Source organism: Gluconacetobacter sp. (genome assembly GCF_047721585.1).
GTDB classification, from domain to species: domain Bacteria; phylum Pseudomonadota; class Alphaproteobacteria; order Acetobacterales; family Acetobacteraceae; genus Gluconacetobacter; species Gluconacetobacter dulcium.
The window spans coordinates 22117-36447 of the sequence record NZ_JBDNXE010000031.1 but is presented as its reverse complement, the minus strand read 5'-3'; the positions used below and the strand labels follow the sequence as shown (position 1 = coordinate 36447).

General features: G+C 67.1%; 17 protein-coding genes. 11 read left to right on the top strand and 6 right to left on the bottom strand.

Annotated features, from left to right (window positions below; all coding sequences use genetic code 11):
- Nucleotides 1-118: 118 nt before the first annotated feature.
- From ABF821_RS08045 to ABF821_RS08030, 4 genes are read right to left on the bottom strand one after another with little or no spacing between them, the layout of a single operon-like run.
- Entirely contained in the window at nucleotides 119-616 is a 498-nt protein-coding gene (locus tag ABF821_RS08045; RefSeq protein WP_182972608.1) for a CinA family protein, read from the bottom strand.
- A gap of 28 nt (nucleotides 617-644) precedes the next feature.
- The gene (locus tag ABF821_RS08040; RefSeq protein WP_415529646.1) at nucleotides 645-1124 is read right to left on the bottom strand and encodes a phosphatidylglycerophosphatase A; all 480 of its coding nucleotides are present in this window, start codon (nucleotides 1122-1124) and stop codon (nucleotides 645-647) included.
- The gene (locus ABF821_RS08035; protein WP_415529645.1) at nucleotides 1121-3148 is read right to left on the bottom strand and encodes a transglycosylase SLT domain-containing protein; all 2028 of its coding nucleotides are present in this window, start codon (nucleotides 3146-3148) and stop codon (nucleotides 1121-1123) included. Before ABF821_RS08035 ends, ABF821_RS08040 begins: the two co-directional genes overlap by 4 nt.
- A gap of 33 nt (nucleotides 3149-3181) precedes the next feature.
- Complete coding sequence (locus tag ABF821_RS08030; protein ID WP_415529650.1) at nucleotides 3182-3772, bottom strand: YjbE family putative metal transport protein; 591 nt, start codon at nucleotides 3770-3772, stop codon at nucleotides 3182-3184.
- A 234-nt stretch (nucleotides 3773-4006) separates the two neighbouring features.
- Here ABF821_RS08030 and purB point away from each other — a divergent pair, with 234 nt between their 5' ends.
- From purB to ABF821_RS07980, 10 genes are all read left to right on the top strand, one after another.
- Entirely contained in the window at nucleotides 4007-5362 is a 1356-nt protein-coding gene (purB, locus tag ABF821_RS08025; protein WP_415529644.1) for an adenylosuccinate lyase, read from the top strand.
- 24 nt (nucleotides 5363-5386) lie between these two features.
- Nucleotides 5387-6121 (top strand): NRDE family protein, encoded by a 735-nt coding sequence (locus tag ABF821_RS08020; RefSeq protein ID WP_183009485.1) that lies wholly within the window; start codon nucleotides 5387-5389, stop codon nucleotides 6119-6121.
- Between the two features lie 156 nt (nucleotides 6122-6277).
- Nucleotides 6278-7042: a phosphoribosylaminoimidazolesuccinocarboxamide synthase gene (gene purC / locus ABF821_RS08015; RefSeq protein WP_114728362.1), complete on the top strand. Its 765-nt coding sequence runs from the start codon at nucleotides 6278-6280 to the stop codon at nucleotides 7040-7042.
- Entirely contained in the window at nucleotides 7039-7281 is a 243-nt protein-coding gene (gene purS / locus ABF821_RS08010; RefSeq protein ID WP_182972613.1) for a phosphoribosylformylglycinamidine synthase subunit PurS, read from the top strand. Before purC ends, purS begins: the two co-directional genes overlap by 4 nt.
- Nucleotides 7278-7655 (top strand): Rap1a/Tai family immunity protein, encoded by a 378-nt coding sequence (locus tag ABF821_RS08005; RefSeq protein ID WP_182972614.1) that lies wholly within the window; start codon nucleotides 7278-7280, stop codon nucleotides 7653-7655. Before purS ends, ABF821_RS08005 begins: the two co-directional genes overlap by 4 nt.
- Complete coding sequence (gene purQ / locus ABF821_RS08000) at nucleotides 7652-8353, top strand: phosphoribosylformylglycinamidine synthase subunit PurQ (RefSeq protein ID WP_182972615.1); 702 nt, start codon at nucleotides 7652-7654, stop codon at nucleotides 8351-8353. The genes ABF821_RS08005 and purQ overlap by 4 nt, the downstream gene beginning before the upstream one ends.
- Nucleotides 8350-10563, top strand: coding sequence for a phosphoribosylformylglycinamidine synthase subunit PurL (purL, locus tag ABF821_RS07995; protein WP_415529643.1), 2214 nt, complete (start codon nucleotides 8350-8352; stop codon nucleotides 10561-10563). The genes purQ and purL overlap by 4 nt, the downstream gene beginning before the upstream one ends.
- A 28-nt stretch (nucleotides 10564-10591) precedes the next feature.
- On the top strand, nucleotides 10592-10825 hold the full coding sequence (locus ABF821_RS07990; protein ID WP_114728372.1) for a BolA family protein: 234 nt from the start codon (nucleotides 10592-10594) through the stop codon (nucleotides 10823-10825).
- Between the two features lie 62 nt (nucleotides 10826-10887).
- The gene (grxD, locus tag ABF821_RS07985; protein WP_182972617.1) at nucleotides 10888-11223 is read left to right on the top strand and encodes a Grx4 family monothiol glutaredoxin; all 336 of its coding nucleotides are present in this window, start codon (nucleotides 10888-10890) and stop codon (nucleotides 11221-11223) included.
- 192 nt (nucleotides 11224-11415) lie between these two features.
- The gene (locus ABF821_RS07980) at nucleotides 11416-11697 is read left to right on the top strand and encodes a hypothetical protein (RefSeq protein WP_415529642.1); all 282 of its coding nucleotides are present in this window, start codon (nucleotides 11416-11418) and stop codon (nucleotides 11695-11697) included.
- Nucleotides 11698-11735: 38 nt separating this feature from the next.
- On the opposite strand, the gene ABF821_RS07975 is transcribed toward ABF821_RS07980, so the two are convergent.
- Nucleotides 11736-12155 carry a YraN family protein gene (locus ABF821_RS07975; RefSeq protein WP_415529641.1) on the bottom strand — a complete coding sequence of 140 codons (420 nt, stop codon included), beginning with the start codon at nucleotides 12153-12155 and terminating at the stop codon, nucleotides 11736-11738.
- Between the two features lie 97 nt (nucleotides 12156-12252).
- Between ABF821_RS07975 and cls the strand changes: the two genes are divergently transcribed.
- The gene (cls, locus tag ABF821_RS07970) at nucleotides 12253-13668 is read left to right on the top strand and encodes a cardiolipin synthase (RefSeq protein WP_182972620.1); all 1416 of its coding nucleotides are present in this window, start codon (nucleotides 12253-12255) and stop codon (nucleotides 13666-13668) included.
- Here cls and ABF821_RS07965 read toward each other — a convergent pair.
- Nucleotides 13659-14294 carry an endonuclease/exonuclease/phosphatase family protein gene (locus ABF821_RS07965; protein WP_415529649.1) on the bottom strand — a complete coding sequence of 212 codons (636 nt, stop codon included), beginning with the start codon at nucleotides 14292-14294 and terminating at the stop codon, nucleotides 13659-13661. The genes cls and ABF821_RS07965 overlap by 10 nt on opposite strands.
- Nucleotides 14295-14331: the final 37 nt, after the last annotated feature.

Genomic DNA, 14331 nt, shown 5'->3' with positions numbered 1-14331 from the left:
CGCAGCCTGCTGGCCAGATCGGGCAGGATGACCGGCCAGCGCGCCGGTGGCGTGGGGCCGCCCCGCCCGCCCGCCCGGGGGTCCCGGCCCCCCGCCCAAGGCCGGGCCGGAACGGTTTTCATGTGGCGTCCGTCAGTTCCGCCAGCAGGTCCAGCGCCTGTCGGGCGGCCTGTCGGCGGATGGTTTCCCGATCGCCGGTGAAGTGGCGGGAGACGGTGCTGCCTTCGCCGTCGCGGCGAATGGCCCCGAACCAGACCAGCCCGACCGGTTTTTCCGCCGAACCGCCGCCGGGGCCGGCAATGCCGGTAATGGAGACCGCGAGATCGGCATCCGGTGCGTGAGCCAGCGCCCCCCGCGCCATGGAGGCCGCGACTTCGGCGCTGACCGCCCCGTGGCGGGCCAGCAGTGCCGGCGGGACGCCAAGCAGCGCGGTTTTCATCGCGTTCGAATAGGTGACGAATCCGCCTTCGACCGTCTCGGATGATCCGGCGTGATGGGTCAGTGCGGCGGCGACCAGTCCGCCGGTGCAGCTTTCAGCGGTGACGGCCCGCACGCCGGCGCGGCGCATCCGGTCCAGCACATCCGCCGCCTGGGCCAAGACTGTTTCGTTCAACATGGACATCATGAGGCACCTCACGAGGTTTTCAGGCCATGACGATCAGCATCCGCGCGGTTGCGAGAAGCAGGGCCGCGATGATGCCGGCCACGATATCGTCGCCCATGATGCCGATCGCGTCATGCCGCCGGTCGAACCAGCCGACGGGACCGGGCTTGGTGATGTCGAACAGCCTGAACAGCGCGAAAGCGAGCAACAGCCAGAGGATATCGAGCCGGTCGAGCCATAGCGGGTCCACCGGCATGGGACCGAACGTCAACGGAAACATCGCGATCCACATACCCGCGACTTCGTCGATCACGATCCACTGATGGTCCTCGCCGTCGCTGACCCGCGCCGTCGCCCCATAGCCGATCGCACAGCAGAGCAGGATCGCCACGCCCATGACGACAGGGTGGGGCAGGAACAGCAAGCCGAAGACGAGCGCCGCCAGGGAACCGACCGTCCCCGGTGCGACGGGCGAAAAGCCGCAGCCGCCGAAACTGGCGACAAGGCGGGCAGGGGTCATGGCGGTGCCTCCGATCCGGGTCCGGAGGCCAGGGCCTGATAGACAGCCAGGTTTTCCTCCACGCGCTGGATATAGCTGCGGGTTTCGGCAAACGGAATGCTCTCGATCCAGTCGAGCATGGCCGTGGGCGTAGGGTCGGCATGCGCAGGGTCGCCAACCGAGGCCAGCCACTGGTCCGTGCGGTGCGGCCCGGCATTGTAGGCCGCCAGGACATAGGGAACCGCGCCGTCGAACTTGCGCATCAGCCGCGAGAGATAGGCGGTGCCGATTCGCATGTTCAGAGTCGGGTCGGTGAGGCTGGCGCCCGTCAGCGTGCCGGTCGCGAGGCCAGCCCACCGCGACACGTCGCGCGCGGCACCCGGCAGAAGCTGCATCAGCCCATAGGCACCGGCCCGGCTGACGATGGCGGGATCGAAACTGCTTTCCTGCCGGATCACCGCCATGACGAAGCCGGCGGGCAATCCCTCTTCGAGCGTGGCCCGGAACGGCGTCGGCCAGCCGAGCGGCAGCAGCGCGATTCCGTCGCGGCCCGCGCGGCGGGTAATCGCCACCGCCACGTCGGGCATGCCCAGCCGCACCGCGAGCATCGCGGCGAGGGCATGGCCGGCGGCATTATCCTGCCGCGTATCCTGCATCAGCAGGAAGTCGCGCGCATGGGGTAGGTCGCCCTGGGCCGCCAGGAGCCGGGCCGCCTGCACCAGATCGCTGGCCTCGAACCGGTGCATGTCGTCGGTGGTCCACGCCGGCATGGGCACGCGGCCCAGCCGGTCGCGAACCAGCGCGCCGGAGCGTTCGGGAAACAGCAGGGGGCTGGCGGCATCTCCGTCCAGCCGCGACAGCGCCATCTGGCCGTAGAAGGTTCCGGGCATGGCGGCGGCCTGCTGCCACGCCGTGCGCGCGCCCGTGGTGTCGCCGGATTCTTCCAGCGCGCGGCCGGTCCAGTACAGGCCGCGACTGCGTGTGATCAGCGCGCGGGAGGTGCAGAGCGATCGGAACCGTTCCGTGGCGCGTTTCGGATCGTGCAGACGGCGCAGCAGAATCCACCCGGCCAGGAAATCGGCATCGTTCCGGGCAGCCTGGCTCATGTCGCTGGTCGCGATCGCCAGAGACAGCGCCTGCTGATCGCGGCCGGCCAGCAGCATTTCATGCGCCAGCGAGTCCCGTTCGCTCCAGAAGGCGGGCAGGGGCATGCGCCGTTCGGCCGCGAGGCCGGATTGCGGCCAGAGGGCAGCGGCCTCATCGACCTGTCCCGTCCGCCGCAGCCAGCGCAGCCGGTCCAGGATCAGGATGGGGTCATCGGCCTGCGAGGGTGGTACAGCCGCCAGCGCGGACACTCCGGCGGCCATGCCGGAATCGGGCCTTGCCGTTCGCAAGGCAAGCCGGGCCAGTGCCAATGCCCGCCGTGCCGGGGGCAACCGGGTGGCCTGCCTGCGGGCGGCATCGGTATGGCCGTCCAGTTCCTGGCGGTTGAACCGTTGCCACTGGTCGTCTCCCGTCAGCGCGGAGCCGAAGACCGCCAGAAACGGGCCTTCATCGGTCGCCCGGTCGATTCCCGCCACCCAGGCCTGTCGGGCTTGGGCCATCAGGCCGGGCGGTGGCGCGGGCAGGCGGGCGCAGGCCAGCAGAGCGGGGGCGGCGGTGAGCGGCAGCGTGGCGCAGGCCCGTGCCCGTGCCAGGGCGTCGTCATCGACGGGGGCCAGTGCCATCAGGCTCTGGACGCGGGCCAGCATCGCCGCGCGACGGGGCCATGCCGGCTGCTGGTCGAGGAAGGCCAGATAGTCGCCGATGCTCCCGCCTTCGGGAGAGAGGAGACGCAGGTAGGTTTCGACCCGAGCCGCCACGTCGCCCGACGCCGGAGGCAAGGAGGGTGCGGCGGGGATGTCGCTGGCGATGTCACGGGCGGTCGCGGGGGAGGACAGGCAGGCGAGGACCGTCCACGCCGCGATGCCCGCCACGCGCGCAAGGCCCCTCCCGGAGCGCGATGGGACGCGACGCCGGGTGGGGGGCATGGCGAATGGCGGCATGACGGGCCTCATGTCAGCAGGCGTGGCGCGCGATCATGACACGACATGCCAGATTTCGCCGCCGCCCTTGATGATCAGTTCGATCGCCACGCCCAGCACGATCAGCAGCCCGATCCAGGCGATCCAGCGGAACCGTTCCAGCAGCCGGGCGATCAGCGAGGCCGCCAGGGCCATCATCAGCACCGAAATCGCCAGGCCGGAGATCAGCACCCACAGATGCTCGCCGGCCGCGCCGGCGACGGCCAGTACGTTGTCGAGGCTCATCGACAGGTCGGCGACGATGATGCGGATGATGGCGGAACGCAGCGCGCCGGGGGGCGCTTCGTCGGAGGCCGTCGGGGCTTCCTGCTGGCGCAGTTCGCGGAACATGCGCCAGCAGACCCACAGCAGCAGAATGCCGCCGGCCAGGGTCAGGCCGATGATGGCCAGCAACTGGACGGCGACGATCGCCAGGCAGACGCGAATGATCGCGGCTGCGGCGACGCCGGCCAGGATGGCGCGCCCCCGCAGCGGGTGCGGCAGGCCGCGCACGGCCAGGCCGACCACCACGGCGTTGTCGCCGGCCAGGGTCAGGTCGATCAGGATGACCTGCAACAGCGAGGCCAGCGCGGAAAGGGTGAAGATGGTCTCGCTCCCGACAGAGAATAATCCATCGGCATGTGGCCGATGCCGCGTGATGTTGACCATTCCCGTTACAACCCGGCAAGGGCTCTGCCGCTTTCGAAGGAAGACGTGGCGCGGGAAATCGGCTAAAGGGGCAGCCCCGTCCCCGGAACAGATGTCGATCGATCCGGGATAGCCGCATGACGTGACGATGCCGCCCGGCGGCATCTGGTCGAAGAGAGAAAGCCGAGCACGATGGTTCCGCGTTATACCCGTCCCGCCATGGCCGCCATCTGGGCCGCCGAGAACCGGTACCGGATCTGGTTCGAAATCGAGGCTCTGGCGTGCGAAGCCATGGCGCAGTACGGCGGCGTGCCGGCGGAAGCCGCGCGCGTGGTGCGCGAGAAGGGCGATGCCGCCATGGCCGCGTTCTCGCAGGCCGATCTGGACCGCATCGACGAGATCGAGGCCGAGACGCGCCATGACGTTATCGCCTTCCTGACCTGGCTGGCCGAGAAGATCGGCCCGGAAAGCCGGTTCGTGCATCTGGGCATGACATCGTCGGACGTGCTCGATACCTGCCTGTCGGTGCAACTGGTCCAGGCGACCGACATGCTGCTGGCGGATCTGGACGCCGTGCTGGAGGCGCTGAAGCGCCGGGCGTTCGAGCATAAATACACGCTGACCATCGGCCGCAGCCACGCGATCCATGCCGAACCGACTTCGTTCGGCCTGAAACTGGCCGGCCATTACGCCGAATTCGCCCGCAATCGCGAGCGACTGGTGCGTGCCCGCGCCGAAATCGCCACCTGCGCCATTTCCGGCGCGGTGGGTACCTACGCCCACGTCGATCCGCGCGTCGAGACCTTCGTGGCCGGGAAGCTGGGGCTGGAACCCGAGGGCGTTTCGACCCAGGTGATCCCGCGCGACCGCCATGCGGCCTATTTCTGCACGCTCGCGGTCATCGCCAGCGGCATCGAGCGGCTGGCGATCGAAGTGCGCCATCTCCAGCGTTCGGAAGTGCGCGAAGCCGAGGAATTCTTCCATCCGGGCCAGAAGGGCTCGTCGGCGATGCCGCACAAGCGCAACCCGGTGCTGTCGGAAAACCTGACCGGACTGGCGCGACTGGTGCGTGCCCATGTCATCCCGGCGCTGGAAAATGTGGCGCTGTGGCACGAGCGCGACATCAGCCACTCGTCGGTCGAGCGCAATATCTGCCCCGACGGCACGATCGGGCTGGATTTCGCGCTGGCCCGTCTGGCCGGCATGATGGAAAAGCTGGTGATCTATCCGGACCGCATGATGGCCAACCTGGAGAGCCTGGGCGGCGTCGTCCATTCCGGCGAGGTGCTGCTGGCACTGGCGCGGGCCGGCATTTTGCGCGAGGACGCCTACCGGATCGTCCAGCGCAATGCCATGGCGACCTGGACCAGACTGGGCGAGCCCGATGGCCGTACGTTCCGCGAGAACCTGGATGCCGACCCCGAAGTGGCGGGCCGCGTGCCGGCCGAGGTGCTGGATGCGGCGATGAACAGCGATTCCCATCTGGGTGCGCTGGATCACAGCTATACCCGCGTTTTCGGCGAAGCCGGCCCGGCCCGCGCCGGCTGAGGCACAGGAGCAGCCAGAGCCCGTATGTGTACGATCGTCCTGTCCTTTGCCCCCGGCGCCGCCTGGCCACTGCTGTTCGGTGCCAACCGTGACGAACGGCTGGACCGCATATGGGACGCGCCCGGCCGCCACTGGCCGGATCGGCCCACGGTGGTCGGCGGACGGGACAGGCTGGCCGGGGGGTCTTGGCTGGCCCTGAACGATGCGGGCGTGGTTGCCGGCGTGATGAATCGGGTGGGCAGCCTCGGCCCGGCGCCGGGCAAGCGTTCGCGCGGCGAACTGCCCCTGCTGGCGCTGGACCATGCCACGGCGGCCGAGGCGGCGCGGGCCATCGGCAACCTGGATGCCGGGGCGTGGCGGTCGTTCAACATGATGGTGGCCGACCGCGAGAACGCCTATTTCATCTCCGGCCTCGGCTATGCCACGCCGGAGGTCAGGGCGCTGGAACCCGGCACGCACATGGCCGCGACGACCGAACCCGACGATATGTCGATCCCGCGCATCGGCCGGCACCTGCCACGCTTCCGCGAGGCCGAGCGCCCGGTGCCGCCGGATTGGGCGAACTGGACGCGCCTGCTCTCCGACCGTTCGCTGCCGGCCGGTAGCGAACTGAACATTCCGCCGCGCGCGGGATTCGGCACATGCAGTTCGTCTGTCATCGGCCTGCCGGCCGATCCGGCCGCCACGCCGTCCTGGCATTTCGCGGCCGGCGCGCCGGATCGCGTGGGCTATGCGGCGGTGGATCTCTCCGCCGCCTGAGCGACCGGCGGCACCGTCATGGCGTGCCGTCGAGGGAATAGTATCTTCCGCGACCAATCATTGCTATGAGGCAGTCGCATTCCGGGGGGCTCACAGGGCTCCCATATCGGAGGACATGCAGCCCATGCCCTCCATCAGCCGCATGTAAGGACGAGTATGGCCCGCCGTCGTCAGCTCTACGAAGGAAAAGCCAAGATCCTCTTCGAGGGTCCGGAACCTGGGACGCTGGTCCAGTATTTCAAGGATGATGCCACGGCCGGAAACGGAGCGAAGAAGGGGATCATCACCGGCAAGGGCGTGCTGAACAACCGCATCAGCGAGCATCTGATGATGCGCCTGCACGATATCGGCATCCCGACCCATTTCATCCGCCGCCTGAACATGCGCGAGCAGTTGATCCGTGAAGTCGAGATCATTCCGCTGGAAGTCGTGGTGCGCAACGTCGCCGCCGGCAGCCTGGCCAAGCGGCTGGGCATTCCCGAGGGCACGCGCCTGCCGCGCACGATCATCGAATATTACTACAAGAACGACAGCCTGAACGACCCGATGGTCAGCGAAGAGCATATCACGGCCTTCGACTGGGCCAGTGTTCATGATCTGGACGACATGGTGGCGCTGACCATGCGCACCAACGATTTCCTGACCGGGCTGTTCGTCGGCATCGGCATCACGCTGGTCGATTTCAAGCTCGAGTTCGGCCGGCTGTGGGAAGGCGACGAGATGCGCATCGTCCTGGCGGACGAAATCTCGCCCGACAATTGCCGTCTGTGGGACGCGAAAACCAGCGAGAAGCTGGACAAGGACCGCTTCCGGCGCGACCTGGGCCGTGTCGAGGAAGCATATCAGGAAGTGGCCTGGCGGCTCGGCATCCTGCCCGAGGCCACGAATTCCGACATGAAGGGGCCGGAGGTGATGCAATGAAAGTACGCGTGACGGTCATGCTGAAGGACGGCGTGCTGGACCCGCAGGGCAAGGCCGTGGGCCATGCGCTGCATGTACTGGGCTTCGGTGGTGTGGGCGAGGTCAGGATCGGCCGCGTGATCGAACTGGAACTGGACGAGACCGACCCCGCCGTGGCGCGTGAGAAAGCCGATGCCATGGCGCGCGGCCTGCTGGCCAATCTGGTGATCGAGGATTTCGTGACCGAGGTGGTGGCATGAGCGCCCGTCGTTCCATTCTGCTGGTCGCCGCCCTGGCGGCCGGCCTCCCGGCTTCGGCCATGGCCCAGCGCGTCTCGAATTTGCAGGGTGGGCGGTTCCTGGAACTGTGCAGCCGCGCCCCCAGCGTTGCGATCTGCGATGCCTACCTCTCCGGCCTGGCCGATTCTGTTGCGCTGACGCATGTCTATGACCGCAACGAAGGCGACAAGGCCGCGCCGACCGGCTTTTGCATCAAATCCGGCGTGACCAGCGCCGAGATGCGCGGGCATGTCGTCTCCTGGCTGCATGCCCATACCGACCAGTTGTCCAAGCCCGTCGGGGAACTGACCTTTACCGCCCTGCATGAGGCCTATCCCTGCGGTGGCGGCAAATGAAGGCCGGAATCGTCGTCTTTCCGGGCACGAACCGGGAACGTGACATGGCGATCGCGCTGCGGGTCGTGACCGGGCGCGAGCCGGTGATGATCTGGCATGGCGAAACCGATCTGCCGGACCTGGATCTCGTGGTGCTGCCCGGCGGGTTCAGCTACGGCGATTACCTGCGCTGCGGCGCCATGGCCGCTCATGCCCCGATCATGGCCCCGATCCGTCGCTTTGCCGAGGCTGGCGGCCATATCCTGGGTGTGTGCAACGGCTTCCAGATCCTGACGGAGGCCGGTCTGCTGCCGGGGGCGCTGCTGCGCAATGGCGCGCTGCGCTTCCTGTCGCAGGATTGCCATCTGCGGGTCGAGCGTGACGATACACCCTTTACCCGTCGCTGGAAGGCGGGCGACGTGTTCCGCGCCCCCATGGCGCATGGCGATGGCAACTATATCGCCGACGACGCGACGATCCGCGCGTTGGAAGACAGCGGCCGCATCGCATTCCGCTACGCGCGGCCCGACGGCCGCGTGGATGAGAGCGATGCGCAGACCAATCCCAATGGCAGCATCAAGGCGATTGCCGGCGTGCTCAGTGCCAATCTGCGGATCTGCGGCATGATGCCGCACCCCGAGGATCTGGTGGACCCGCTGATGGGCGGCGAAGATGGAAAGCCCCTGTTCGAAGGGCTGGTGGAGGCTCTGGTCCGATGAGCAGCGCAACGGGGCAGAAGCCCGTCGACGAAGCCCTGGCACGGGAATTCGGGCTGACGGCCGAAGAATACGGCAATGTGCTCTCGATCATGGGGCGCACGCCCAGCCTGACCGAACTGGGCATCTTTTCCGTCATGTGGTCGGAACATTGTTCCTATAAATCCTCGCGCGTCTGGCTGCGCACGTTGCCGACGACGGCGCCGTGGGTGATCCATGGCCCCGGCGAGAACGCGGGCGTGGTCGATATCGGCCAGGGGCTGGCCGCCATCTTCAAGATGGAGAGCCATAACCATCCGTCGTTCATCGAGCCCTATCAGGGGGCCGCGACCGGTGTGGGCGGCATCCTGCGCGACGTGTTCACCATGGGCGCGCGGCCGGTGGCCAATCTGAACGCGCTGCGGTTCGGCAGTCCGGAAAACCCGCAGACCCGTCGCATCGTCGATGGCGTGGTGCGTGGCATCGGCGGTTACGGCAATTGCGTCGGCGTGCCGACCGTGGGCGGGGAAATCAATTTCCACCCGGCCTATGACGGCAATCCGCTGGTCAATGCCATGACGGTGGGCATTGCCCGCCAGGACCGCATCTTTCTTTCCGCCGCCGCCGGCATCGGCAATCCGGTGGTCTATGTCGGCTCCAAGACCGGGCGTGACGGTATCCATGGCGCCACCATGTCGTCGTCCGAGTTCGACGAGGACGCGCTGGCCAAGCGCCCGACCGTGCAGGTCGGCGACCCGTTCGTGGAAAAGCTGCTGATCGAGGCGTGCCTGGAACTGATGGCCACCGACGCGATCGTGGCGATTCAGGACATGGGCGCGGCCGGCCTGACCTCGTCTTCGGTCGAGATGGCGGGCAAGGGCGGGGTGGGGATCGACCTCGACCTCGACGCCGTGCCGCAGCGCGAGCGCGGGATGACCGCCTACGAGATGATGCTCTCCGAAAGCCAGGAGCGCATGCTGATCGTCGTGCATCCCGACAAGACGGAACTCGCCCGCGCGATTTTCGAGAAGTGGGAACTGGATTTCGCGATCATCGGCCATCTGACCGATACCGGGCATATCGTCGTGCGCCATCAGGGGCGCGTGGAAGCCGATATTCCGCTGGACCCGCTGGCCGATCAGGCGCCGCTCTATCGTCGCCCGACCGCGCCGTCGCCCGAGCCCGCGCCGCTGGGCCAGATCACCGACCCGGTCGGGATCGAGCAGGCGCTCATCCGGCTGATCGGCTGTCCGGACCTGGCCTCGCGCGCCTGGGTGTGGAACCAGTATGACAGCACCGTGGGCGGCCAGACCGTCAAGCGGCCGGGTGCCGCCGATGCCGCGATCGTCAAGGTCGAGGGCACGTCGCTGGGTCTGGCGCTGACCACGGACTGCACGCCGCGCTATTGCCGGGCCGATGCCCGACAGGGCGGGGCGCAGGCGGTGGCCGAGGCGTGGCGCAACATTGTGGCGACCGGCGCGCGTCCGCTGGCGGTGACCGACAACCTGAATTTCGGTTCGCCGGAAAAGCCCGAGGTGATGGGGCAGTTCGTCGCCGCCATCGAAGGCATGGGCGAGGCGTGTCGCGCGCTGGATTTCCCTGTCGTGAGCGGGAATGTCTCGCTCTACAACGAAACCCGCGCGCCCGACGGTTCGTCGGTCTCGATCCTGCCGACGCCGGCCATCGGCGGCCTGGGCGTGCTGGAGGACGTGAACCGTGCCATCGGCCTGGCCATGCCGGCCGAAGGCACGCTGGTGCTGGTGGGTGCCACCCGTGGCGAACTCGGCCAGTCGCTGTGGCTGCGCGAGATCCATGGGCGCGAAGACGGCGCCCCGCCGACGATGGATCTGGCGGCGGAACGCCGGAACGGCGATTTCGTCCGCCAGCAGATCGAAGCCGGTCATGTCCTGGCGTGCCATGACGTGTCGGACGGCGGCATTCTGGTCGCGCTGGCCGAGATGGCCATGGCGGGTGAAGCCGGGTGCATCCTCTCCGCGCCACAATCGGGCATGCGACCCGAGGCGTTCTGGTTCGGCGAAGACCAGTCACGATATGTTGTGGCGGTGCGCGATGCCGGGGCCTTTACCCTTGCCGCGACATCGGCCGGGGTGGAAACGCGGACCCTCGGCCAGGTGGGGGGAGACGGTTTGACTTTGCCCAGCGGCGCCACAATATCGAAGGCGCGGATGAAAGCGGTCAATTCGGCATTTTTTCCCGCCCTGATGGACGAGTGAGCGACCCGGTCGCGAAGGAGGAACGCCGATGGCCATGACGGCTCAGGAGATTGAAACCTATATCCGCACGGCCCTGCCCGATGCTTCGATCAGTATCGAAGACTTGGCAGGGGACGGCGATCATTATGCTTGCACCGTCGTCAGCGAGTCCTTCCGAGGGCTGTCGCGCGTGCGCCAGCATCAGATCGTCTATGCGGCGCTTCAGGGCCATATGGGCGGCAAACTGCACGCCCTGGCCCTGCAAACCACCGCGCCGGACTGAACAGAACAAGCGCCCCCATTGCGCGGTCGCCCCCGGCCGCCTACTGCACAGGACTGAAGAATATGGCTGAAACCATCGCGCAGCGCATCCAGAACGATATCGATACCAACCCGGTCATGCTGTACATGAAAGGGACCGCCCTGTTCCCGCAATGCGGCTTCTCGGCCCGCGTGGTGCAGATCCTGAACCACACCGGGGTTCCGTTCCAGACCGCCAATGTGCTGGAAGACGCGGAACTGCGCCAGGGAATCAAGGATTTCACGAACTGGCCGACGGTGCCGCAGCTTTATGTGAAGGGCGAATTCGTCGGTGGCTGCGATATCGTGACCGAAATGTTCCAGACCGGCGAACTGGAAAAGCTGTTCGAGGAAAAAGGGATCGTATCGGCCTCGGCCTGATCCTTTCGCCCATCGCGATCTGAAGAACGGGCCGGTCGGCGTGACCGGCCCGTTTTTTATAGTAGAACCGTGCCCTTTCCCTTGTCGTCCACCCCGCCTTTCGTTTAGCTTTTCCTGATCGGGTTGGTGTGAGGTGTATGGATGTTCCAGGCTCTATTCAGGAAAACCGCGTTCGGCGCATTCGGAGCCGGAATGTTCCTGCTTGTTGCCCCCCCTCATGCCGCACAGGCCCATGTGGTGACGAATGATGAAGCCGGGCGGCTGACTCTGGACGCCCTCACCGCGATCCCCGCGCCGGTGCGGCACGTCGCCTATCGCCATGATGCGCGCGTTGTGCATGTGGCCTCGATCAGCGACCGCCATTCGGCTCATGCAACCGTCCGCTCGCGCGGTCTGGTTCATAATGTTGTCTATCATCCCCATGCCGGGGCCTCTGCCCGGCGTCCGGTCCATAAAGGGCGTCAGCGCACCTGATCCGGGCTACGCCCACCCGTCGCGGATGGCCGGGGCGTCTACGCTTCCGGCCTGAACGCGTCGACGATGTGGTGTACGGTTCCGTCGGCGGTGACCAGCAGGACATCGAAACGCATCTGTCCGCGCACCCAGTCGGGATGTGCGGCGCACAATGCCGTGGCCGCGTTGGCCAGCCGGCGCATCTGATGACGGGTCAGGCTTTCCGCCGCCTCGATGTAGGAGGGGCGGCATTTGACCTCGCAAAAGGCCAGCAGGTCGTCCTGACGGGCGACCAGGTCGATCTCTCCCCAGCGCGTGCGGGCCCGATGGCCCAGAATCGTCCACCCGCCCTGACGCAGCCAGGCCATGGCCGCCTGTTCGGCTTGCAGGCCGCGTACATGCGACGCCGCGCCGCGGACCTGCCTTCGGGCACGCAGGCCGGCCGAGAGTTGATCCTTGCCCCGTTCCGGCTGCACCATCAATCGTCCTGACCCTCTCTCCGCGTCGGCTTGAACTGTGCCCCGCAGCGCCCGATTCGACAACGCCGCCGCCCATCATCATGGATCGAGCTGACGCATGCTGATCGTGTACTGGCAAACCGTTCTTCTGCTGGTGTTTCTGTCCCGGATCGCGGTTGCGATGCTGGTGACGGTGCATGTGCTGCTGAACAAGAAGGATGTCGGCGCCGCGATCGGCTGGATCGGCATTACCATCCTGATGCCGTTCACGGGCGGCACATTGTACGCGATGTTCGGCATCAATCGCGTCCATCGTCGGGCGCGCAAGCTGATCGGGCGGGCCTCCTGGCACAGCCGCACGCTCTCCTCCCGCTGGAAGCGCGCAGAAGAGGGCGGCTTCGCCCCGCTGGCGCATATGGTGGGCAAACTGACCGGGCGGCCGCTGATGGGCGGCAACCATGTCGAGATGCTGCATAACGGGGACGAGGTTTATCCACAGATGCTGGCGGCGATCGAAGGGGCCACCAGCAGCGTGCTGCTCTGTTCCTACATCTTTCGCGGCGATGCGGCCGGTGCGCGGTTCCTGGCCGCGCTGATCGGCGCCCATCGGCGTGGCGTCGCCGTGCGGGTGCTGGTGGACGGGATCGGCAGCGGCTATTTCCGCTGCCCCGTCGCGGCGGCGCTGCGCCGGGAGGGGGTGCCGGTGGCGCGCTTCATGCATTCGATGCTGCCCTGGCGCATGCCCTTCATCAACATGCGCAACCATAAGAAGATTTTAGTGGTGGATGGGCATCTGGGCTTCATGGGCGGGCTGAACATCGGGGTAGAGAACCTGATGGCGACTCATCCCCGCCACCCCGTGGCGGATACGCATTTCCGGCTGGAAGGCCCGGTCGTCCATCAACTGACCGAAGCCTTCGCGCGGGACTGGTCCTTTGCCTGGGGCGAAGACCTGCCACCATCGCTCTTTCCCGAAGTAACGTGGAAGGGCGATACGCTGGCGCGGATCGTGACGGCGGGGCCGGATTCCGACATGGAGAAGATCGAATACACGATGCTCCAGGCCATCACGCTGGCCCGGCAGTCGGTGCGGTTGATGACGCCCTATTTCCTGCCCAGCGAACGGTTTCTCAGCGAACTGGCGCTGGCGGCGCTGCGCGGGATCGAGGTCGATATCGTGGTGCCGCGACACAGCAATCACACGCTGATCGACTGGGCGCGCGCGGCCAACCTGCCGCGCTTTCTCGATTCGGGCTGTCGCGTCTGGCAGGCCCGGCCGCCCTTCAACCATTCCAAGCTGATGGTGGTGGACCGGCACTGGACCTGCGTGGGCAGTTCCAACCTTGACGTGCGCAGCCTGCGCCTGAATTTCGAAATCAATCTGGAAGCCTATGACGACGCCCTGGCGGCGCGGATCGACGATTTCATCGTCGCGCACCGTCATGATCGCCTGACCCATTACGATCTGGACCGCCGGACGCTGCCGATCCGCCTGCGCGATGCGGCGGCCCGGCTATTGCTGCCCTATCTGTGAGCCGAGCGTTCCAGCCGCACCGCGATGGGCCGGTGGTCTGAGGCATAATGGTTCAGCACCCGCGCCTGGGTGCAGATCAGGCCGCGCACCAGGCAGCGGTCGATCCGGATCGGCACCATGTCGACCATCCTGTGGGTGGGCGCGCGGGGGCCGACATCGCGGAAGCTCGGCATCAGGGTCGGGCCGACCAGGTTGAAATCTCCCAGCACGGCGGCGTGTGACGGCAGGATCTGGACCAGGCGGCGCAATTGTCGGCGGTTCATGATCTGGCCGTGCGACAGATGGACGTTGGCCACCGAGAACCCGAAGGCCGCGCATTCGATCACCTGCGCGACCCGGCGCACCAGCGGGCCGGAGGGCAGGGTGCAGGCCAGCGGCGGGCGCCGGAACGGGCCGGGGCTCCAGCATGCGACGCCGTGAATGCGGCCGGGCAGGGGCGCGCGGGCGTAATGTCCGCCGATCAGGTGGGGCAGGGCATCGAAATCCTCGGTCGCTTCCTGCATCAGCAGCAGGTCCGGCCGTTCCTCCTCGATCAGGTGAATGACATCACGCGGGGTGGCGCCGACACGGCGCAGCAGGTTCCAACTGACGATCTTGCGTTCCGACCCGATGACTGGCGCGGGCATATGGGCCGGGCGCGGACTTTGCCCCGGACGCGGGGGC